This window comes from Pseudomonas sp. NPDC089741 (genome assembly GCF_044748825.1).
Taxonomy (GTDB): domain Bacteria; phylum Pseudomonadota; class Gammaproteobacteria; order Pseudomonadales; family Pseudomonadaceae; genus Aquipseudomonas; species Aquipseudomonas helmanticensis.
Window position 1 is genome coordinate 1 of sequence record NZ_JBIVGT010000045.1, and the last position, 21,838, is coordinate 21,838.

At 59.0% G+C, this 21,838-nt stretch carries 21 protein-coding genes; 15 read left to right on the top strand and 6 right to left on the bottom strand.

Features of this window, described 5'->3' with window-relative positions; genetic code table 11:
• Positions 1–107, top strand: a 107-nt coding sequence (locus ACIPZE_RS26810; protein ID WP_400776437.1) for a 50S ribosomal protein L19, incomplete at its 5' end; no start/stop codon positions are given.
• Between the two features lie 148 nt (positions 108–255).
• Positions 256–669 carry an acyl-CoA thioesterase gene (locus ACIPZE_RS26815; protein ID WP_042557826.1) on the top strand — a complete coding sequence of 138 codons (414 nt, stop codon included), beginning with the start codon at positions 256–258 and terminating at the stop codon, positions 667–669.
• A gap of 90 nt (positions 670–759) precedes the next feature.
• Here the strand turns inward: ACIPZE_RS26815 and ACIPZE_RS26820 are convergent, their stop codons facing one another.
• A complete protein-coding gene (locus tag ACIPZE_RS26820; protein WP_283437571.1) occupies positions 760–2,571 on the bottom strand; it encodes a sodium:proton antiporter in 1,812 nt (603 codons plus the stop codon).
• 108 nt (positions 2,572–2,679) lie between these two features.
• Here ACIPZE_RS26820 and xerD point away from each other — a divergent pair, with 108 nt between their 5' ends.
• The 7 genes from xerD to ACIPZE_RS26855 all read left to right on the top strand — a co-directional run bounded on the left by xerD (position 2,680) and on the right by ACIPZE_RS26855 (position 9,968).
• Positions 2,680–3,576 carry a site-specific tyrosine recombinase XerD gene (gene xerD / locus ACIPZE_RS26825; RefSeq protein WP_129389608.1) on the top strand — a complete coding sequence of 299 codons (897 nt, stop codon included), beginning with the start codon at positions 2,680–2,682 and terminating at the stop codon, positions 3,574–3,576.
• Between the two features lie 248 nt (positions 3,577–3,824).
• Positions 3,825–4,556, top strand: coding sequence for a bifunctional protein-disulfide isomerase/oxidoreductase DsbC (gene dsbC, locus ACIPZE_RS26830; protein WP_129389611.1), 732 nt, complete (start codon positions 3,825–3,827; stop codon positions 4,554–4,556).
• Positions 4,557–4,687: 131 nt separating this feature from the next.
• Positions 4,688–5,992 carry a homoserine dehydrogenase gene (locus tag ACIPZE_RS26835; RefSeq protein ID WP_400776415.1) on the top strand — a complete coding sequence of 435 codons (1,305 nt, stop codon included), beginning with the start codon at positions 4,688–4,690 and terminating at the stop codon, positions 5,990–5,992.
• 105 nt (positions 5,993–6,097) lie between these two features.
• Positions 6,098–7,507 carry a threonine synthase gene (gene thrC / locus ACIPZE_RS26840; protein ID WP_400776417.1) on the top strand — a complete coding sequence of 470 codons (1,410 nt, stop codon included), beginning with the start codon at positions 6,098–6,100 and terminating at the stop codon, positions 7,505–7,507.
• Positions 7,508–7,629: 122 nt separating this feature from the next.
• Positions 7,630–8,988, top strand: coding sequence for a transporter substrate-binding domain-containing protein (locus tag ACIPZE_RS26845; RefSeq protein ID WP_283437569.1), 1,359 nt, complete (start codon positions 7,630–7,632; stop codon positions 8,986–8,988).
• A gap of 127 nt (positions 8,989–9,115) precedes the next feature.
• On the top strand, positions 9,116–9,523 hold the full coding sequence (locus tag ACIPZE_RS26850) for a response regulator (protein WP_283437568.1): 408 nt from the start codon (positions 9,116–9,118) through the stop codon (positions 9,521–9,523).
• 163 nt (positions 9,524–9,686) lie between these two features.
• Positions 9,687–9,968, top strand: coding sequence for a DUF3509 domain-containing protein (locus ACIPZE_RS26855; RefSeq protein ID WP_129389626.1), 282 nt, complete (start codon positions 9,687–9,689; stop codon positions 9,966–9,968).
• Positions 9,969–10,144: 176 nt separating this feature from the next.
• Here the strand turns inward: ACIPZE_RS26855 and ACIPZE_RS26860 are convergent, their stop codons facing one another.
• Both ACIPZE_RS26860 and ACIPZE_RS26865 read right to left on the bottom strand, forming a co-directional pair.
• Positions 10,145–11,125, bottom strand: coding sequence for a TIGR02285 family protein (locus ACIPZE_RS26860; RefSeq protein ID WP_400776420.1), 981 nt, complete (start codon positions 11,123–11,125; stop codon positions 10,145–10,147).
• On the bottom strand, positions 11,052–12,251 hold the full coding sequence (locus ACIPZE_RS26865) for a CaiB/BaiF CoA-transferase family protein (RefSeq protein WP_283437566.1): 1,200 nt from the start codon (positions 12,249–12,251) through the stop codon (positions 11,052–11,054). The genes ACIPZE_RS26860 and ACIPZE_RS26865 overlap by 74 nt, the downstream gene beginning before the upstream one ends.
• A 146-nt stretch (positions 12,252–12,397) precedes the next feature.
• Between ACIPZE_RS26865 and ACIPZE_RS26870 the strand changes: the two genes are divergently transcribed.
• The 3 genes from ACIPZE_RS26870 (at position 12,398) to ACIPZE_RS26880 (ending at position 16,068) form a co-directional block, all read left to right on the top strand.
• Positions 12,398–12,940 (top strand): YaeQ family protein, encoded by a 543-nt coding sequence (locus ACIPZE_RS26870; protein ID WP_007908961.1) that lies wholly within the window; start codon positions 12,398–12,400, stop codon positions 12,938–12,940.
• A 55-nt stretch (positions 12,941–12,995) separates the two neighbouring features.
• A complete protein-coding gene (gene recJ, locus ACIPZE_RS26875; RefSeq protein ID WP_283437565.1) occupies positions 12,996–14,705 on the top strand; it encodes a single-stranded-DNA-specific exonuclease RecJ in 1,710 nt (569 codons plus the stop codon).
• A gap of 256 nt (positions 14,706–14,961) precedes the next feature.
• Entirely contained in the window at positions 14,962–16,068 is a 1,107-nt protein-coding gene (locus ACIPZE_RS26880) for an NADH:flavin oxidoreductase/NADH oxidase (protein ID WP_400776423.1), read from the top strand.
• 207 nt (positions 16,069–16,275) lie between these two features.
• Here the strand turns inward: ACIPZE_RS26880 and ACIPZE_RS26885 are convergent, their stop codons facing one another.
• Entirely contained in the window at positions 16,276–17,904 is a 1,629-nt protein-coding gene (locus ACIPZE_RS26885) for a glucan biosynthesis protein D (protein WP_064120576.1), read from the bottom strand.
• A 403-nt stretch (positions 17,905–18,307) separates the two neighbouring features.
• On the opposite strand from ACIPZE_RS26885, the gene ACIPZE_RS26890 reads away from it, so the two are divergent.
• A complete protein-coding gene (locus ACIPZE_RS26890; RefSeq protein WP_103306409.1) occupies positions 18,308–18,493 on the top strand; it encodes a hypothetical protein in 186 nt (61 codons plus the stop codon).
• A 190-nt stretch (positions 18,494–18,683) separates the two neighbouring features.
• On the opposite strand, the gene ACIPZE_RS26895 is transcribed toward ACIPZE_RS26890, so the two are convergent.
• Positions 18,684–19,196, bottom strand: coding sequence for a Bro-N domain-containing protein (locus ACIPZE_RS26895; RefSeq protein WP_283437562.1), 513 nt, complete (start codon positions 19,194–19,196; stop codon positions 18,684–18,686).
• Between the two features lie 418 nt (positions 19,197–19,614).
• Between ACIPZE_RS26895 and ACIPZE_RS26900 the strand changes: the two genes are divergently transcribed.
• Both ACIPZE_RS26900 and ACIPZE_RS26905 read left to right on the top strand, forming a co-directional pair.
• A complete protein-coding gene (locus ACIPZE_RS26900; protein WP_082341390.1) occupies positions 19,615–19,860 on the top strand; it encodes an AbrB/MazE/SpoVT family DNA-binding domain-containing protein in 246 nt (81 codons plus the stop codon).
• Positions 19,860–20,261 (top strand): type II toxin-antitoxin system VapC family toxin, encoded by a 402-nt coding sequence (locus ACIPZE_RS26905; protein WP_027610984.1) that lies wholly within the window; start codon positions 19,860–19,862, stop codon positions 20,259–20,261. Before ACIPZE_RS26900 ends, ACIPZE_RS26905 begins: the two co-directional genes overlap by 1 nt.
• A 76-nt stretch (positions 20,262–20,337) precedes the next feature.
• On the opposite strand, the gene ACIPZE_RS26910 is transcribed toward ACIPZE_RS26905, so the two are convergent.
• Entirely contained in the window at positions 20,338–21,822 is a 1,485-nt protein-coding gene (locus ACIPZE_RS26910; RefSeq protein WP_077571272.1) for an APC family permease, read from the bottom strand.
• Positions 21,823–21,838 lie beyond the last annotated feature (16 nt).

Genomic DNA, 21,838 nt, shown 5'->3' on the forward strand with positions numbered 1-21,838 from the left:
TCGACAGCATGGCTGTTAAACGTGTCGGTGACGTACGTAAAGCCAAGCTGTACTACCTGCGCGACCTGTCGGGTAAAGCAGCTCGCATCAAGGAAAAACTGGCTTAAGTCCAGCTTCCGATGCAGAAAAAAGCAGCCTACGGGCTGCTTTTTTGTTGCCCAAAATTCCTCCCATTCCCCCCTGTAGGAGCTGCCGAAGGCTGCGATCTTTTGATCTTGCTTTGCTTGGCACCCGTATACACGAGCAGCAATTGCCATGACCCCCCGCGACCAGGAAATCGAACGCCGCACCGAACTCTCGGTAACCCGCGTCACCAAAGCCGTCTTCCCGCCGACCACCAACCACCACAACACCCTGTTCGGCGGCACTGCGCTGGCATGGATGGACGAAGTCTCCTTCATCACCGCCACACGCTTCTGCCGCTTGCCGCTGGTGACCGTGTCCACCGACCGCATCGACTTCAACCACGCGATCCCGGCGGGATCGATCGTTGAGTTGGTGGGGAAGGTGATCAAGGTCGGCAACACCAGCCTCAAGGTCGAGGTGGAGGTGTTTGTCGAAAGCATGAGCTGTGATGGTCGCGAGAAGGCGATCCATGGGCAGTTCAGCTTTGTCGCCATTGATGATGACAAACGGCCGGTGCCGGTGCTGCCGGGGTTTGCTGCGTGACCTGATACCGCGTTGCGGCCATCGCGAGCAGGCTCACTCCTACATTTGGAATGCGTTCCCTTGTAGGAGTGAGCCTGCTCGCGATTCGATTTAAGAGGCGCCGCTGACCTCAGGCTGAATCAACGCCAGCAACGTCCACCCCGACCCAGGTTTAACCGCCGTCTCCGGCGTCACCACATGCACCCAGCCGCTGTCATCGCGCATGAACAGCAACGTCGCACGATTCCCATGCAGTGCGCGGTAATCCTCCCAGCCGAATCCATCGGTCAATGTCGTGCTGTACAACTCGGCGCCCTGACCCATCTGGCTGGCCAGTTTCGCGTAGGTAAACGCCTCGCTGCCCAGCTGATTGCCCCGATGCTCGAGGCTCGCGCGATGTTTGTCGCTGCGGCGGCTCTCATGACCACTGGCCAGGCCAAACAAGCGTTGATGGCCGAAGTCATGGCGAAAACGCATTGCCGCCAAGGTATTCAGTTCGCCTGAAGGCGACAGCGCCAATAAATGCCCTAGTCCGACCAGATCCAGATGCGCATCGGCATGCTGCGAAGCCGGATTGCCGAAGTAGGTCGGCAAACCCTCCATGCGCGCCGCACGAATGTTTTCCCAACTCGAATCGGTCAGCAGCACCCGACTGCCCAGTTGTTGCAGCGACTTGGCCAACTCGCGCGCCGGGGCGTTGGCACCGACCATCAGGAAGCCACTCGGCGCTGGCTCGGCGACTTTCAGCAATCGCGCCAGCGGTCGTGCAGTCGCGCTTTGCAGGACCACGGTGCCGATGATCACCGCAAACGTCAGCGGCACCAGCAGCAGTGCACCTTCATGCCCGGCCTCATGCAAACGAATCGCAAAAATCGCCGACACCGCGGCCGCAACAATCCCGCGTGGGGCGATCCAGCACAGCAGCGCACGCTCGCGCCAGCTCAGGCTGGAACCGGCCGTGCTGAGCAACACGTTCAGCGGCCGGGCGATCAACTGGATCACCAGCAGCAGAATCAGCACCAACGGCCCTAGCCCGATCAGCGCATACAAATCCAGACGCGCCGCCAACAATATGAACAACCCGGAAATCAGCAGCACGCTGAGGTTTTCCTTGAAGTGCAGGATATGCCGCACATCCACGCCCTTCATGTTCGCCAGCCACATGCCCATCAGCGTCACGGCCAGCAGACCGGACTCGTGCATGACCTCGTTGGAGGCAATGAAAATCCCCAGCACCGCCGCCAGCGACGCCAGGTTATGCAGATATTCCGGCAGCCATTGTCGGCGGATCACCGTACCCAGCAGCCAGCCACCGACAACGCCGAACACCGCGCCACAGGCAATCACCCCGCCAAACGTCAACAGACTTTGCTTGAGGCCATGACCTTCAGCGCTGGCAATGATGAAGCTGTAGACCACCACGGCGAGGAGGGCGCCGATCGGATCGATGACGATGCCTTCCCAGCGCAGAATGTTGGCAATCGAGGCTTTCGGTCGTACCACGCGCAGCATCGGCACGATCACTGTTGGCCCGGTGACCAGCGTCAGGCTGCCGAAGAGAATCGCCAGCATCCAGTCGAAACCCAGTAGAAAGTGAGTCGCCACCGCGATGACCACCCAGGTCGAAATCGCACCGATGGTCACCAGTCGATGGACGACGCTACCGATCTCCCGCCATTCAGACAGATGCAGGGTCAGGCTGCCTTCGAACAGAATCAGCGCCACCGCCAGCGACACCAGCGGCATCAGCAGCGGGCCAAACATTTCCTGCGGGTCGAGCCAGCCCAGCACCGGGCCGACCAGAATGCCGGTCAACAACAGAAACAGAATCGCTGGCAGCTTCAGGCGCCATGCCAGCCATTGGCAACCCAGCGCCGCGGCGCCAATCCCGCCAAATGCCAATAGAATTTGCTGCTCGTTCATTGATGCTCCCTGTTCCTTGAAATAGCGGGCTATGAAAGACTAGCGCCCATTCCTACAGTTCACTCTACATTTGCGCACAGTCCTTGAGGCTGTGTGTCTTGAGCGCCCATGCCTGCCATCGACCATCCACTGATTGATCAATTCCTCGACGCCTTGTGGCTGGAAAAGGGCCTGTCCGATAACACCCGCGACGCCTATCGCAGCGATCTCGCGCTGTTCAACGGCTGGCTGCAGGAAAAAAACCTGGAGCTGATCAACGCCGGTCGCGAATTGATCCTCGATCATCTGGCCTGGCGTCTGGAGCAAAACTACAAACCACGCTCAACCGCGAGATTTCTCTCCGGTGTGCGTGGCTTTTTTCGTTATCTGCTGCGGGAAAAGCTCATCAGTGTCGATCCGACGTTACGCATCGACATGCCGCAACTGGGCCGACCGCTGCCCAAATCCCTGTCGGAAGCCGACGTCGAGGCGCTGCTGCAGGCGCCGGATCTGAGCGAAGCGATCGGCCAGCGCGATCGCGCCATGCTTGAAGTGCTGTATGCCTGCGGCCTGCGCGTGACCGAACTGATCAGCCTGACACTGGAGCAGGTCAATCTGCGCCAGGGCGTATTACGGGTCATGGGTAAAGGCAGCAAGGAGCGGCTGGTGCCGATGGGCGAGGAAGCGATTGTCTGGATCGAACGCTACATGCGCGATGGTCGCGGCGAGTTGCTCGGTGGTCGTCCCAGTGATGTGCTGTTCCCCAGCCAGCGCGGTGAGCAGATGACCCGGCAGACGTTCTGGCACCGCATCAAGCATCAGGCCAAGGTCGCCGGGATCGGCAAGTCGCTGTCGCCACACACCTTGCGTCATGCGTTTGCCACGCACCTGCTCAACCATGGCGCCGACCTGCGCGTGGTGCAGATGCTGCTCGGCCACAGCGACCTCTCGACGACGCAAATCTACACCCACGTCGCCCGCGCCCGGCTGCAAGACCTGCACGCCAAACACCACCCAAGAGGCTAACCACACCTCTCCCCCTGTAGGAGCTGCCGAAGGCTGCGATCTTTTGATTCTGTTTTTAAGATCAAGATCAAAAGATCGCAGCCTGCGGCAGCTCCTACATAAGGTGGGAGTAATGAGTGGCAACAGGCGCATTCGGTCACCGTGGCCTTATGTGTTAGGCTTTGCCGGTTTGCACGATGGACGGTTATGACCCGGTGTTCCGGCACGGGCGTTCTGATCGTTTCATTTGTCCGCCTTCAGGAGTTCTCATGCGTCTGACCCAGATTTTCGCCGCCGCAGCCATTGCGTTGGTCAGCACCTTTGCCGTCGCCGATGACGCGGCCGACAAAGCCATTCGTAAAAGCCTGGAAAACCTCCAGCTCGATGTACCGGTAGAGAGCATTTCCGCCAGCCCGTTGCCGGGCATGTACGAAGTCAAGCTCAAGGGCAGCCGTGTGCTGTACGCCAGTGCCGATGGCCAGTACGTGGTTCAGGGCTACCTGTTCCAGCTCAAGGACGGTAAACCGGTCAACCTGACCGAGAAGACCGAGCGCCTGGGCATCTCCAAACTGATCAACGACATTCCGGTTGCCGAGACCGTGGTTTACCCGGCTGTGGGCGAGACCAAGTCGCACATCACCGTGTTCACCGACACCACCTGCCCTTACTGCCACAAACTGCACGCCGAAGTGCCCGAGCTGAACAAGCGCGGCATCGAAGTGCGCTATGTCGCGTTCCCGCGTCAGGGCCTCGGCTCGCCGGGTGACGAGCAACTGCAGGCCGTGTGGTGCTCGAAAGACAAGAAAGCTGCCATGGACAAAATGGTCGACGGCAAGGAAATCAAGGCCGCCAAGTGCGATAACCCGGTTTCCAAACAGTTCGCCCTCGGTCAGTCGATCGGCGTGAACGGTACACCGGCCATCGTTTTGGCCGACGGACAGGTCATTCCGGGCTACCAGCCTGCGCCACAAGTCGCCAAACTGGCGCTGGGCGCCAAGTAATTCGCATCGTCACGGTCAGCCTTTGACGATCATGGTCCGGCAGCGACATCGCCGGGCCATCAATAGAGAGCCGCGAGCACGCGGTTGTTTTCCGGCCGACCCTGAGTCGGCCGTTTTATGGGGAGTTCACAGTGAATCCGGTCAAAGTAGGCATCTGTGGGTTAGGGACCGTCGGTGGCGGTACCTTCAACGTACTTCAGCGCAACGCCGAGGAAATTGCTCGTCGTGCCGGGCGTGGGATTGAAGTGGCACAAATTGCCATGCGCACGCCAAAGCCTCAGTTCCAGACGACCGGTATTGCGATTACCAACGATGTCTTCGAAGTGGCCACGAACCCTGAGATCGACATCGTCATAGAGCTGATGGGCGGCTACACCGTTGCCCGCGAGCTGGTACTCAAGGCCATCGAGACTGGCAAGCATGTGGTCACCGCGAACAAGGCGTTGATCGCCGTTCACGGTAATGAGATTTTCGCCAAGGCACGCGAGAAAGGCGTGATCGTGGCGTTCGAAGCGGCGGTGGCCGGTGGCATTCCGGTGATCAAGGCGATCCGTGAAGGTCTGTCCGCCAACCGCATCAACTGGGTGGCCGGGATCATCAACGGCACCGGTAACTTCATCCTCACCGAAATGCGCGAGAAGGGCCGTACGTTCGAAGACGTGCTGGTCGAAGCGCAAGCCCTGGGTTACGCCGAAGCCGATCCGACCTTCGACGTCGAAGGCATCGACGCAGCGCACAAGCTGACGATTCTGGCTTCCATCGCGTTCGGCATTCCGCTGCAATTCGACAAGGCTTACACCGAAGGCATCACCAAGCTGACCACCGCCGACGTCAACTACGCCGAAGCGCTGGGCTACCGCATCAAGCACCTCGGCGTGGCGCGCAGCACTGCCGCCGGCATCGAGTTGCGCGTACACCCGACGCTGATCCCGGCCGATCGCCTGATCGCCAACGTCAACGGCGTGATGAACGCGGTGATGGTCAACGGTGACGCCGCCGGTTCGACGCTGTTCTACGGTGCGGGCGCCGGCATGGAGCCAACCGCTTCGTCGGTGATTGCTGATCTGGTCGACGTGGTTCGTGCGATGACCTCCGATCCGGAAAACCGTGTGCCGCATCTGGCCTTCCAGCCTGACTCGCTGTCGGCTCACCCGATCCTGCCGATCGAAGCCTGCGAAAGCGCTTACTACCTGCGCATTCAGGCCAAGGACCATCCGGGCGTACTCGCTCAGGTGGCAAGCATCCTCTCGGAGCGCGGCATCAACATCGAGTCGATCATGCAGAAGGAAGTCGAGGAACACGACGGTCTGGTGCCGATGATCCTGCTGACCCACCGCGTGGTCGAGCAGCGCATCAACGATGCCATCGCCGCCCTCGAAGCGCTGGCCGGCGTCAACGGTCCGGTCGTACGGATCCGCGTCGAACACTTGAATTAACAGCAGCGGCAAGTTTTCAGCTTCAAGCTGCAAGTAAAAGCAGAGCCGCTTTTCACTTGTAGCTTGCAGCTCACAGCTTGTAGCTCAAACCGAAGGTTTGCCCTTATGCGTTATATCAGTACCCGCGGCCAGGCACCGGCCCTGAATTTCGAAGACGTCCTGCTGGCTGGTCTGGCGACCGACGGCGGTCTGTACGTTCCGGAAAACCTGCCGCGTTTTACTCAGGAAGAAATCGCTTCCTGGGCCGGCCTGCCGTATCACGAGCTGGCCTTCCGCGTGATGCGCCCGTTCGTCACCGGCAGCATTCCGGATGCCGATTTCAAAAAGATTCTCGAAGAAACCTACGGCGTGTTCTCGCATAGCGCCGTAGCGCCGCTGCGTCAGTTGAACGGCAACGAATGGGTGCTGGAGCTGTTCCACGGCCCGACCCTGGCGTTCAAGGACTTCGCCCTGCAACTGCTCGGTCGTCTGCTCGACTACGTGCTGGAAAAGCGCGGCGAGCGCGTCGTAATCGTTGGCGCTACTTCCGGTGATACCGGTTCGGCCGCCATCGAAGGCTGCAAGCACTGCGAAAACGTCGACATCTTCATCCTGCACCCGCACAACCGTGTGTCTGAAGTGCAGCGCCGGCAGATGACCACGATTTTCGGCGAGAACATCCACAACATCGCCATCGAAGGCAACTTCGATGACTGCCAGGAAATGGTCAAGAACAGCTTCGCCGACCAGAGCTTCCTCAAAGGCACGCGTCTGGTGGCGGTGAACTCGATCAACTGGGCGCGGATCATGGCCCAGATCGTTTACTACTTCCACGCAGCCCTGCAGTTGGGCGGCCCGGCGCGTTCGGTCTCGTTCTCGGTGCCAACCGGCAACTTCGGCGACATCTTCGCCGGTTACCTGGCACGCAACATGGGCCTGCCGATCAACCAGTTGATCGTCGCCACCAACCGCAACGACATCCTGCACCGCTTCATGAGCGGCAATCAGTACGTCAAGGACACCCTGCACGCAACACTGTCGCCGTCGATGGACATCATGGTCTCGTCGAACTTCGAACGCCTGCTGTTCGACCTGCACGGTCGTAACGGTGCGGCAATCGCCGGGCTGATGGACTCGTTCAAACAGGGTGGCGGTTTCAGCGTCGAGCAAGAGCGCTGGACCGAAGCTCGCAAATTGTTCGACTCGCTGGCTGTGGATGATGCGCAGACCTGCGAAACCATCGCTGAAGTCTACGAGCAGACTGGCGAGGTGCTGGACCCGCACACCGCCATTGGCGTCAAGGCTGCGCGCGAGTGCCGCCGCAGCCTGGATATCCCGATGGTGATCCTCGGCACTGCTCATCCGGTTAAATTCCCCGATGCAGTGGAAAAAGCCGGTGTAGGAAAAGAGCTCGAACTACCTGCACATCTTTCTGATTTGTTTGAGCGAAACGAGCGTTGCACCGTTCTGCCAAACGAGCTGACGGCCGTGCAAGCCTTTGTCAGCCAGCATGGCAACCGCGGCAAGCCGCTTTAAGCCTGTAAAAGCTGTCACATTTTGAAGCCCGTCTCCTGACGGGCTTTTTTGTTTCTGCTGCCACACTGCTCGGGTTTTCGCCCATGTAAGGACGGGTGAGTCGATCACGAAGGAAGTGGCAAATGCTGTTTGAGAGAGGATGGATACACACCCTGAACGGGGTTCTTCTGGTGAGTCTGTTGAGTTGCTGGCGCATTGGCGTAGCGGCACACCTGGTGCTGAACGAAGATCCGGCGCCCAGCGTCCGGCCGGTGCAGCTTGATGAACACGAGCGTCAATGGATTCGTGACAACCCCGCCGTCATCGTCGCATCGGTGCAATACCCGTTGTACCTGTTCCAGGATGAGCACGGCCACTGGAACGGCTTGAATAGCGATGTGCTCAAGCGCATCAGCGCCATGACCGGTCTGCGCTTTGTTTTTCGAGAGTCGTTTTCCACCGACCGGATGCTTGAACACCTTGAAAACGGTAGCGCGGACATTAGCACAACCTTGGCCGTCAACGATGAGCGCAGGCTGACGCTGGATTTCAGCCATGCGTTTGGCGGCGCCGGTTGGGTATTTGTCGGGCGCGCGGGCGAGCCGGCGGTGCAATCGCTTGAGCAACTGGCCAAGCGAGTCTTGGTGTTGCCAGCACGACACGCGTTGGAAAGCACTATTCGCCGCGATTACCCCTCAATCGAAATACGCTCGGTAAAAACCTACGCCGAAGCCCGGGCACTGGTTGAAAGTGGCGAAGCCTACGTCACCATCGAAAACGAAATCGGCGCGCAACTGTTTCCCTCGGGACTGCTGCATGTCGGTGAGTTGCTGGAGGGCAAGTGGGAGGCCGACCACTTGGCCGTGCGCAAAGGCCAGCCCGAATTGCTCGGTATCCTCAACAAGGCACTGGAAGCTTTTCCGGCCGCCGAGTTACGCAGTATTCGCCAGAAATGGCTGGGTGGCATTGGCGCGGAGCGGACGTCGAAGCGACAGCAGAGTCGGACTCAACTGATTTTCTGGGGACTGTTTGCCGGCTGCGTTTTTGGTACGTTATCGCTGCTTTGGAATCGCCGGTTGACGGTTGAAATCAAGCGGCGCCGCGACGTCGAAAAGCGTCTGGACGATCAATTGGTGTTCCAGCGGGCACTGCTCGATGCGATGCCCGATCCGGTGTTCGTCCGTGATCTGGAAGGGCGCCTGACCCTGTGCAACAAAAGCTATGAAGAGGCGTTGTCGATCCGCTTCGATCAGGTTCAGGGGCAACGTTTGATTGATGTGGATGCGGTGCCGGAAAACACTGCCGGTGTGCTCCATGAAGAATTCATGGAGCAACTGCAAACGCGCAGAACGCGCTTCAGCAAACGCCACCTGCAACTTCGCAGCGGTCACCGGGAGATTTACCAATGGACGGTGCCTTTTTACAGTGCCGATGGCCAATTGCGCGGTTTGTTGGGCGGCTGGACCGATATCACGCCGGGCGACGATGCATCGAGAGGCTGATGTCCTGAGTGAAATTGGGAAAATTCCTATGTCACGCGCCGCCTTTTCCGATGGGAGGCCGCAAGAGGCTGCCCTAGAGTGAACAACTACTGCGGGAGAGTCCGCGATTGCCGTCACAGAGGTCGCCATGCGCTCGCTCAAAGTCCTGATTCTCGAACCCGACCCTTATCAACTGATGGCCCTGCATCAGATGCTCAATGCGGTCGGTATCTACGATGTCCTGACCGCTTCGTCGCTGGCGTCGGCACGCCGCTCGCTGGCGCGCCGCGCGATGATCGATATCGCCATCTGCGATCCACAGCACAGCGGCGGTGAAGGGATCGCGCTCATTCGTCAACTGGCAGAGCGGCAGGAGGCTCACGCCGTCATTCTGCTGGGCCGGGCACCGCCGGGGTTGCTCAGCGATCTCGAGGCCATGCTGCAAGCGCATGACCTGCAACTGCTGGGGCGACTGTACACACCGGTTTCAGCGGTGCTGATGAGAGCAATGCTCGACGGCTACCTGATGAAGGCCAGGCATCCGTCGCGCGCGTGAAGCGGGCGGTTATGTTTCTGTCATCTCCGCCGTGCATGCTTCAACAGACCGGTGACAACTCAGGGATGAGTCCAGTATTCAGAACTTTCTTCTCGGGCCGGTGGTCATTTACTGTGGACATGCCCCAGACACAATGTTTTCGGACTATTGAGTGGAGATCGAGATGGAAAGTATCAGTCTATTGCTCGGTGAGGCTCTGAGCCCGTATCAGGTTTCCCTGTCTCCAAGCGGTGCCCACGGCGAATGCCTGGTGAGCTTGAAGAACAGCAGCGGCGCCATCGTCGTGGAGCGCCAATTCAATCAGGCACAGTTGACCGACAAACGTCAGCTGACCGACGTGGTCGATGGTTTGCACCGTGACATCCTGATCGCCGAAGGGCGGCTGGAACCCTGTGTCATCGCGGCCTTGCGCAATGCGGCCCTGGATAAACGTCCGGCGCTGTGAAGATGAAATATTTTTTGTGGGAACCTTCCGGCATCCCTGTCAGTCAGACCCCATAACAGCAGGATCAAGCATTGTGCTCCGGTGCTTGTCGCTTGCTGCTACGGGTCTTGATATAGGCCACGTTTAACCCCGAGTCGTCTCCCCACTTCTCGGGGTTTCTTTTGCCTGGAATTTGCCTAGTGCGCAGCCTGGTGTTCGAAAAAGGCGCGCGCCTCCTGCAGATAATCCTCACGTCTGTCGGGATCCAGCCATGCGGCGTAGAGCTGATTCAAGTGTTCATGGGGCAGGGTGCGCAGCAACTGGTTGATCTCGCTGATGGCCTGACGTCCCTGTGTGGTGTCGGAACATCCCACGTAGCCTGACAAATATCTGCCGTTGCCCTGAATCGGATAGAACTCCAGTTCATCTTCATTGATCTGCGCCTGTTTCGCCTGATAGCGAATCTCAGGCCAATAACCCAACACCACCTGCAGTCGACCCAGTCGTTGCATCGACAACAGGTTGGTCAACGCATCGTTGCCGTAATGCGCGGTCAGCGCACCGCTCGGCGCCTCATGCAAAAGCGTGTCGATGAATTCACCATAGCTGCGTTCCGCCACCACACCGATTTTGCGTTCGGTAGCGCCCAGCAGCGCCGACAGATCCACTTCACCGTCGACCAGATACGGTGCGAGTACCGCGCGATCTTGCTGGCGCACCACCAGACCGTTGCTCACCGCGCGAATCGCCGGAATCGAATAAGCCACCCATTGCGCACGTTCTTTGTTCCACAGCAGTGCGGGGTCACAGGCGAAGGGATTTTCGTGAAGCATTTGCAAACCGCGTGCGCGGTTGACCCGCATCAGCTTGTGTTCGTATTGCGGCATGCCGGCGATCAACTGCGGCATCAATTGGTCGATCACGCCCTGGCCCTTTTTCGGGCCTTCGAAAATCGTCATCGGTGGCAAGTCGCGCAGCAACCAGATCAACGTCGGCTTCGCCTGCGCCCACGTTGGCGAGGCCAGCAAAAACAACAGGCCGAACAGCCGCCACGTCCACCAGTGGTGGGCGCGGTTGGCGTGCGATGTCTGCCGGCGCTTCAGCTTAAATGGCTCCGTCTTCGCGCAGCCGGGCGATCTGCTTCTCGTCGTAGCCAAGATCGTGAAGTACCTGCGCATTATGTTCACCCAGCTGCGGTCCGACCCATTCGGAGGAGCCGGGTGTCTCAGAGAGTTTCGGCACGATACCGGGCATCTTGAAGGGTTTGCCATCCGGCAGCTTGGCCTGCAGGAACATTTCCCGGGCCAGGTACTGCGGATCGCTGAACATGTCCTCGGCACTGAAAATCCGGCTGGCCGGCACTTCGGCCTGATTGAGCAGGTCGAGTACGGTTTGCAGCGGTAGTGAATTGACCCAGCGATCGATCACGCCGTACAACTCGTCGCGGCGACTGTCGCGGCCATCGTTGCTGGCCAGCGCCGGATCGCTGGCCAAGTCTTCGCGGCCGATGATCAGCATGAAACGCTTGAAGATCGCATCGCCATTGGCGCCGATCTGCACGTGCTTGCCGTCGGCGCTGGTGTGAATCGAAGAAGGCGTGATGCCGGGCATGATATTGCCAGTGCGCTCGCGGATGAAACCGAACACATCGAACTCCGGCACCATGCTTTCCATCATCGCGAAGATCGCTTCATACAAGGCAACATCGACCACTTGGCCGAGTCCACCGTTGACCTCGCGATGACGCAACGCCATCAGCGCACCGATCACGCCCCACAGCGCGGCAATCGAATCACCGATGGAAATCCCGGTGCGCACCGGCGGACGGTCTTCGAAACCGGTGATGTAGCGTAAACCGCCCATGGACTCGCCCACCGCGCCGAAGCCCGGTTGATCTTTCATCGGCCCGGTCTGACCGAAGCCGGACAGACGCACCATCACCAGTTTCGGGTTCAGCGCGTGCAGGGTTTCCCAACCGAGGCCGAGCTTTTCCAGCACGCCGGGGCGGAAATTCTCGATGAGGATGTCGGCGTCACTGAGCAGTTTTTTCAGGATCGCCAGGCCATCAGGATGCTTGAGATTCAGCGTCAGCGACTTCTTGTTGCGCGCCTGGACGAACCACCACAGGGATGTGCCTTCGTACAGTTTGCGCCACTTGCGCAATGGATCACCGCCGTCCGGCGATTCGATCTTGATCACTTCAGCGCCAAACTCGCCGCAAATGCGCGAGGCAAACGGCCCGGCGATCAATGTACCCAATTCAATGACTTTCACGCCGCTGAGCGGCTTGTTGGCGAACGGCATACTGAATCCTGTAGGACAAGGCTGTGCGGATACAGCGTTTTAACATAGCCGGCTGTCAGACGCCGCAGGTTGATCGCCATCAATTCGATGATTGCCTACCGCATCGGTTAGACTTGCCGACTTTCCTCGTATCAAGAAGCCCGTTCATGGCCCAGCCGTCCACTACCTACAAATTTGAACTGAACCTCACCGACCTCGACCGCAGTGTCTACGAGAGCGTCAAGCAGACCATCGCCCGTCACCCTTCGGAAACCGAAGAACGCATGACCGTGCGGCTGCTGGCCTACGCCCTCTGGTACAACGAGCAGTTGTCGTTCGGTCGCGGTCTGTCAGACGTGGATGAACCTGCGCTGTGGGAAAAGAGCCTGGACGACCGTGTTCTGCACTGGATCGAAGTCGGCCAGCCAGACGCCGATCGCCTGACCTGGTGCTCGCGTCGCACCGAGCGCACCAGCCTGCTGGCCTACGGCAGCCTGCGCGTCTGGGAAACCAAAGTGATCCCGGCGATCAAGAACCTGAAAAACGTCAACATCGCCGCCGTCCCGCAGGAAGTGCTGGAGACGCTGGCCAAGGACATGCCTCGCGTTATCAAGTGGGACGTGATGATCAGCGAAGGGACGATCTTCGTCACCGACGACCGTGGTCAGCACGAAGTCCAGTTGCAATGGCTGCAAGGTGAACGCGGCTGATCCCGCGTCTTCAACTGAATAATCCCACGTATTAAAGAGAAGTCTCCGTCACCCCATGCGCATCGAACCTCGTCAACTGCCTGCCACGCTGCCCTTTCTGGGTGATATTCCGCCGCTGCTGACCCGCCTGTATGCGGCGCGGGGCGTGCAGTCCGAGGCAGAACTGGACAAGAGCCTGGCGCGGTTGATCCCGTTTCAGCAGCTCAAGGGCATCGACGCGGCGGTGGACTTGCTGGTGACGGCGCTGGAGCAACGCCAGCGCATCCTCATCGTCGGCGACTTCGATGCGGACGGCGCCACGGCGAGCTCGGTTGGCATGCTCGGTTTGCGTTTGCTCGGTGCGGCGCATGTCGATTATCTGGTGCCGAATCGTTTTGAATACGGCTACGGCCTGACCCCGGAAATCGTCGAAGTCGCTCTCACCCGTGAACCGCATTTGCTGGTGACCGTCGACAACGGCATCTCCAGCGTCGAGGGCGTGGCGGCGGCGAAGAATGCCGGGCTCAAGGTTCTGATCACCGACCACCACTTGCCCGGCGATGAACTGCCGCAGGCCGATGCGCTGGTCAACCCGAACCAGCCCGGTTGCGAATTCCCGAGCAAGGCGCTGGCCGGCGTCGGAGTGATTTTCTATGTATTGATGGCGTTGCGTGCGCGTTTGCGCAGCCTCGGCTGGTACGAGAACAAGCCGCAGCCGAACATCGGTGAACTGCTTGATCTGGTCGCGCTGGGCAGCGTCGCCGACGTGGTGCCGCTGGACGCCAACAACCGGATTCTGGTGCATCAAGGTCTCGAACGAATTCGCGCCGGTCGCGCACGGCCAGGGATCAAAGCGATTCTTGAAGTGGCCAAGCGTGACGCCAGCCGCATCACTTCGACGGATCTCGGTTTTATCGTCGGCCCGCGCCTGAACGCTGCCGGACGTCTGGATGACATGAGCCTGGGCATCGAATGCCTGCTCACCGCCGACGCCAACAAGGCCCGGGAAATGGCCGCGCAACTGGACGGCATGAACCAGGATCGCAAATCCATCGAGCAGGGCATGCAGCGTGAAGCGCTGGCGCAGCTCAAGGACTTGCCGGTGGAGTCGATGCCGTTTGGTCTGTGCCTGTTCGATCCGGAATGGCACCAAGGTGTGATCGGTATTCTCGCTTCACGCATGAAAGAGCGTTATTTCCGCCCGACCATCGCCTTCGCCGATGCCGGTGATGGCCTGCTCAAAGGCTCGGGGCGTTCGGTGCAGGGCTTCCATATTCGTGATGCGCTGAGCGTCGTGGCGGCGCAGCATCCGACCCTGATCGCCAAGTACGGTGGCCACGCGATGGCTGCTGGTCTGACCTTGCCGCAGGAGAATTTTCCGCTGTTCGCCGAGGCATTCGACGCGGAAGTGCGTAGGCAACTTCGCGAGGAAGACCTGACCGGGCGCATGCTATCGGACGGCACGCTGGCGGTGGAAGAATTCCACCTCGAACTGGCCCGCGCCCTGCGCCATGCCGGGCCTTGGGGGCAGCACTTTCCTGAGCCGCTGTTTCACGGTGTGTTTCAGTTGGTTGAGCAGCGGGTTGTTGGCGAGCGGCATCTGAAAGTGGTGCTGAAGAGCGAGTGTGGCTCGGTGAAGCTGGATGGCATCGCGTTTGGGATTGACCGGGATATCTGGCCGAATCCGACGATCAAGTGGGTTGAACTGGCCTATAAGCTCGACGTTAACGAGTTTCGGGGTAATGAGACTGTTCAGTTGATGATTGCCCATATCGAACCACGCTGAAGATCAAAAGATCGCTGCCTGCGGCAGCTCCTACAGGAAACCGCATTCCAATGTAGGAGCTGCCGCAGGCTGCGATCTTTTCTTGAATTTCCCCCGATCCCCCGTTGTCGACTAGGCTCTAAGCACTGCTTGATTGGCCTTGTGACGTCTTGTCGAATTTTTTGCCCGCGGGGGCGGGTGCTGCACCTTTTTCCTGTCACTCGTCGACTATTCAAACAGAACCCTGGAGCCTGCCCACTGATTTGAGAGGTGCCCCATGAGTCTGCTGCTTGAACCCTTCACCCTACGCCAACTGACCCTCCCGAACCGCATCGCCGTCTCGCCGATGTGCCAGTACTCCAGCGTCGACGGCCTGGCCAACGACTGGCATCTGGTGCACCTCGGCAGCCGTGCGGTGGGTGGTGCCGGTCTGGTCTTCACCGAAGCCACGGCGGTCACTGCCGACGGGCGGATCACCGCCGAAGACCTTGGCCTGTGGAACGACGAACAGATCGAACCGCTGCAACGCATCACGCGCTTCATTACCTCCCAAGGCGCGGTCGCCGGCATTCAACTGGCCCACGCCGGGCGCAAGGCCAGCACCCATCGGCCATGGCTCGGCAAGCATGGCAGCGTCAAACCCGATGATGGCGGCTGGACCCCGGTCGGGCCGTCGCCGATTGCCTTTGACCCACAACACACGCAACCGAAACAGCTGGATGAAGGGCAGATTGCCGACGTCATCCAGGCCTTTGTCGATGCCGCCAAACGCGCGCTGACGGCCGGTTTCAGTGTGGTTGAGGTGCACGCGGCGCATGGTTATCTGCTGCATCAGTTTCTTTCGCCTCTGAGCAATCAGCGCCGCGATCAGTACGGTGGTTCGTTTGAAAATCGTATTCGTCTGGTGCTGCAAGTGACGGAAGCGGTGCGGGCGGTTTGGCCGGAGGAGTTGCCGTTATTTGTTCGCGTGTCCGCCACCGACTGGGTGGAGGACGGCTGGAACCCTGATGAAACCGTGGAGCTGGCGCGAAGCCTGCACACGCTTGGCGCGGATCTTATCGACGTGTCGTCTGGCGGGACGGCGGCCAACGCCGAAATTCCCGTCGGGCCGGGTTATCAAACGCGCTTCGCCGAACGCGTACGCAAAGAGTCAGGCATCGCCACCGGCACCGTGGGAATGATTACCGAGCCGGCGCAGGCCGAGCACATCTTGCGCACTTGTCAGGCTGACATCATCTTCCTCGCCCGCGAGTTGCTGCGTGATCCGTACTGGCCGCTGCATGCCGATGATGATCTGGGTGGGCGCAAAGCGGTGTGGCCGGCGCAGTATCAACGTGCGACGCATCGGGATCAGCCGATTCATGAGTCTGATTTGCGCGATTGATTGACGCTCCGTCGCCAGCCAATAAAAAACCCGCCATTGAACCGGCGGGTTTTTTTTCTGATTTCCTTGCGCTAATCCGCTGACATGCCACCTGTAGGAGCTGCCGAAGGCTGCGATCTTTTGATTTTGCTTGTTAAAAACAAGATCAAAAGATCGCAGCCTTCGGCAGCTCCTACAGGGGATGAGGCCCGTGTAGGCGCTACATCATCAAGGGTACTTACGCTTATCCGGCGCCGGCGGGAAGTACTGGTACAACCACGTCTCGCTCAACGTGCGATCGTTGGTGCGAATAAACAACCGCAGCTCCACTGGCTCAACGCTGTCACTGGTCGGGTACCAGTCGAACAGAATCCGGTAACCCTTGATGTCATCCAGCACCAGTACGCTGAAATCCTGCACCTTGCCGTTCGAGCACGTCACCACCGGCTCGATGCCGGTGCCCTGCGGCAGTCGATCCAGACCACCACCGGTAAAGTCCACAGCAAAGCGACGCGCCCATACCGGCGGGTAATGCTCGCCCGGTGCCCAGCCTTCGACGAAACCGCCCATGCCGGAACGAGTCGCCTGCACTCGTGCCAACGGCGTGCTCACTGGCGGCAGTGCGCTCCAGTAGAGTTTGTAGCCATAGTTCAGCGAATCCCCGGCAGCCACCGGTTTTTTCGGTGTCCAGAACGCAACGATGTTGTCGAGCGTCTCGCCGGTCGTAGGAATCTCCAACAGATCGATAGAGCCCTCGCCCCACGCGGTGGTCGGTTCGACCCACAGACTCGGGCGCTTGCTGTACCAGTCGACGGTGTCCTGATAGTTGGCGAACTCGTGGTCGGTTTGCACCAGACCGAAACCCTTCGGATCGGTGTCGGCAAACGCGTTGAACTGCAGGGTCGCCGGGTTGTTCAACGGTCGGCAGATCCACTCGCCGTTACCGCGCCACATGGCCAGGCGATCCGAGTCGTGGATTTGCGGGTGAATGGTGTCGCACATGCGGCGTTCGTGATTGCCGCAGCTGAACATGCTGGTCATCGGCGAGATGCCCAGTTGCTCGATGGCGGTGCGTGCATTGATGTGCGCGTCGATCTCCATCACCACGCGCTCGGCCTGGCAATCGATGTCGAAGCGGTAAGCGCCGGTCGCACTCGGCGAATCGAGCAGGGCGTAGACCACAAAGCGTGTAGCGTTCTTGTCCGGGGTCTCGAACCAGAATTTGGTGAAGTCAGGGAATTCTTCGCGTTTCTTGGCGTAAGTGTCGATCGCCAGGCCACGCGCGGAGAGGCCATATTGGCCAGTCGCATCCACTGCACGGAAATAACTGGCGCCGAGGAACGACACCACGTCGTGGCGATCGAGTTCCGGCGCCTTGAACAGCTTGAAGCCGGCAAAACCCAGATCGCCTTTCAACTGTTGAGTGTCGACCGAAGTGTTTTCATAGTTGAACAGCGCCGGACGGAAATGCACCTCTCGCGCGGTACGGGTCTTCGGGTCGACGCTGTACATGCGCACCGGCTGGCGGAAACCCATGCCGACGTGGAAGAACTGCACGTCCAGTTGGCCCTTGTTTTCCTTCCATAACGAATGCTCGCCGTCATAGCGGATCGCGTTGAAGTTTTGCGGGGTCATGGTCGCCAGCGTCGGCGGCAGCACCTGTTTAGTGTCCTGATAGGCACTGCCAGCGAGCTGCTTGGCTTGGCGCTTCAGGGCCTCGAAATCGAAGGCCTGCGCCTCGCCATCGGCGGCGCCACCATTGGCAGCCCAAGCACGCGTGGCCAACAGGCCGGTAGCCGAAAGACCGGTGTAAGCCGCAATGGCCATGGACGCTTTGAGCAAATTCCTGCGGTGCATAAATACAACCTGTCGTGTGCAATCCCGCGCCGTTCCTGGCACGTGCTGGATCAGAAATAACGGTTCGGACAAGCCTTCGGCCAAACGCAACGGACTATAAACAGATGCCCGCTAGCTTAAACGGTTCGCTCGAATTGCAAAATTCGTTGATTCACTGCCCGAGGGTGTCAATGAAACAAGACATGTCGGTTAAAAATCTGACAGGAACTTCTGATTTACACGGCATATCTGCTTTTCTCGACTAATTACTCTAAAAACCGCTTTTCAGCGCCGAATTAATTTCTATTCTATGGGCATGACCGGCGCGATCCATTTGGCCGGCAGGGCACACGGCGCTGCTGTAAGGGGCAGGGCGATGTGATGGTTAAGCAGTTCTTTGACGTATTCGAGAAGGACATCGTCCATGGCAAAAATACAAGGCATCACCGACATGCTGGGCATCTTTCCCTGCCTGGGCAGCGGCCGCAAAAGACGCCGGCTCAGCTCCGATGAACTGAAACTGGTGGAGCGTTATCGAGAGCTTTCGGAGAGTGACCGGATTGCGATGCGCTATCTGGTGGATGCGATGCGGAGTGTTTCGCGGTTTTAACGTTGGGGTGGGCACCGTGAAAGCCATTTGGCTTTTACGGTGGACAGGTCAATCAACCTACGAGTAACCCTGTGGCGAGGGAGCTTGCTCCCGCTGGACTGCGCAGCAGTCCCCTGCTTTTTTACAAGAGGGGCCGTTACGCGCCCAGCGGGAGCAAGCTCCCTCGCCACAGGTTTTTTGTTTATGAGGCTTAGCTGCAAGTGGCCAGAACCGGATACGGCCGTTGGCCGTGCATCAACTCCGGCACATCCCGCCATTTGACCCACGCCTTCTGTTGCCAGTGCAGCAGCGACACGGTGACGCCTGCCCAATGCATTGAGCTCAGGCTCGGGTGGTTTTCCACAGGACTTGATTGGGTTTCGCGCAGCATAGGGATGACTTCATGGCTCAGCCATTGGCGCAGGTGCCGGTTTTCCGGGACGAAGTGATGTACGAGCAGGGCGAACAGGCCAGACTCGCTGACCATCGCGCAATCGATGATTTCGCCGTCCTTGCGCAGGAAGACATTGCGACGCTGGTCGGGATCGAGTTTCAGGGTGAGGCGTTCGTTCAGTGGGTAACCCATCAAGCGACCGAGATCTTGCACGCAGAACCAGGCTTCGTGGTCTTGCATGAAGGCATGGAGGAAGCGGTTGTGGCGGGTGAAGATGATGGGGGTGAAGAAAGCAGAGCTTTCAGAAGGAATTTGTACGTCGTTAGGCATTTGTCGACTCCAATATCGAGAATAGAGCCGCCACTCAAATGAGCGCGGTTGCGCCATGTTGATTTTGTTCCGGCTTCGACACCGGGCCGCTGATTTCACCGCCGAGAGAAAGCCTATCGGCTAGCCATCCAAGACGCCAAGTCGGCTCTGTCGATACCTGCTGTAGGAAAGCGGGCTTGTCTCTGAAGGCGGTATCTGTAGGAAATGCCTGATTTTGCAGTGTCAGCAGCAACCGACCGCCCAAGCCGTAGTTTTTCCTTTATCTATTCGGATCCACAGAATGAACTGCATGAGTGCCATCAGGGCTAAGAGGTCGAGGCCTGCAATCCGGTAAAAATAATCCTGCGATAAGCGGCGGTTGCAGATATCTCGATCAAGTAATACGTTGTTCCATTGAGTAATACTTTAGGGGTATGACATGTCGACGACCATGACCAGCAAGGGGCAAGTCACAATCCCCAAGCCAATTCGTGATGCTTTGCATCTTACGCCGGGCTCGGCCATTGAGTTCAGCGTCAACGATCATGGCGAAGTGGTTCTGCATAGTGCAAAGCGCGAATCGGGAAAAGCGCGAGCTCCTGATCGATTTGATGCCGTAAGGGGCAAAGCCGATATCAAATGGCGAACCGATGATTTAATGGCCTTGCTCCGAGGGGATGATTGATGGTGCTGGTCGATACGAATGTGTTGATTGATGTGCTCGAAGACGATCCGGTCTGGGCCGATTGGTCGATTCAGCAACTTCGTGCTCAATCACTGATCCATGAGTTAGCCATCAACCCGATAGTTTATGCAGAGCTATCACAGACATTTTCGACGTTTGAGGCATTGGACGGAGTAGTGAGTCAACTGGGATTGGTCATGCAGGACATTCCTAGACCCGCACTGTTTTTAGCTGGTAAGGCCTTCGTGAAGTATCGGAAGGTTGGCGGTGGAAAGCATAATGTTCTGGCGGATTTTTTCATCGGAGCACATGCGGCCGTAAAAAAATTACCCTTGTTGACGAGAGACTCCAAGCGTTACCGCAATTATTTCCCTTCAGTCGAATTGATAACGCCGTCCTGAGCTTATGGATTGCGACACGACGTACGGTCTCGCAAATCGCCCCGGTAACAATGAACCTACCGGGGCGATTCAGCTCTTAGCGACTCACCTTCCAAGCATCCCCAGCCGGCGCCTTGCCATGGTCATACGGCTTGCCAATCCACATATAAACCAAGCCCAAGCCAATCACGATCGCCGTGCTCAACACCATCGCATAGTTCACATACCACGCCGCATCGGGCGTGCGTGGCCAGGCCATGTTGATGATTGCGCCAACGCCGTACACCAGCGCGCCGATGTTCACCGGCCAGCCCCATGCGCCGAGGGTGAATTTGCCGCTCGGTTTCCAGCCTTTACTGCGGGCGTACAGCGCGGCCAGGACGATCATCTGGAACGCGAGGTAGATGCCGATGGCGGCGAAGCTGACGATGGTGGCCACGGCGTCTTGCAGGAAGAAGCCGAGGGCGATGATCAGCGCCGGCAGGACGCCAGACACGAACAGTGCGGCAACCGGTACTTGGGTGGTAGGAGAAATCTTTTTCAGCAGTCGGCTGCCGATGACCATTTCGTCGCGAGCGTAGGAGTACAGCAGACGACTCGCTGCTGCTTGGAGGCTGATGACGCAGGAGATGAAGGAAATCATCACCACGCCCATCACTACTTTCGAACCGACCGGGCCGAAGGCGTTGTTGAGGATGGTGGTGACCGGGTCTTTGTCGGTGCCGTTGATCACCGCTTGCATGTCCGGCACGGCGAGGATCAGCGCCAGGCAGGCGAACATCGCAGCGATGCCGCCGATGTAGATGGTCATGCGCATGGCCACCGGGATTTTCGCGCTCGGGTTCGGGGTTTCTTCGGCGACGTCGCCGCAGGCCTCGAAGCCGTAGTAGAGGAACATCCCCGCCAACGATGCGGTGAGGAACGCCGGCAGGTACGAGCCGTCGACGCTGATGTCGAAGGTGTTGAACAGCACGCTGAGCGGTTGATGGCGTTCAAACACCAGCAGATAAACGCCAACGATCACCGCGCCAACCAGTTCGCAGAGAAAGCCGAACATGGCGATGCGCGCCAGCACTTTGGTGCCGCTGAGGTTGACCAGTGTGGCGAACAGGGTCAGCACCAGGGCGATGACGATGTTGGTGTTGTTGCTTGGCTCGAAACCGAGCATGGCGGCCAGGTACGGGCCAGCGCCGACAGCGACCGCAGCGATGGTCACGCAGAGGGCGATGGAGTAGATCCAGCCGACCATCCATGCCCATTTTTTACCGACCAATCGGCGTGCCCAGGGGTAAACGCCGCCGGAAATCGGGAACTGCGAAACCACTTCGCCGAAGATCAGGCACACCAGCAACTGGCCGCAACCGACCAGCAAATACGCCCAGAACATCGGTGGGCCGCCAGCGGCGAGGCACAGGCCGAAGAGGGTATAAACCCCTACGACCGGTGACAGATAGGTGAAGCCCAAAGCGAAGTTTTCCCACAGGCTCATGCTGCGGTTGAAGTTCGAGGTGTAGCCCAGTTTGCGCAGTTGTTCGGCATCGCTGTCGGCAACGGCTGCGGCGAGATCGGGTGAGGAACTCATGTGTGTTTGCTCCGTG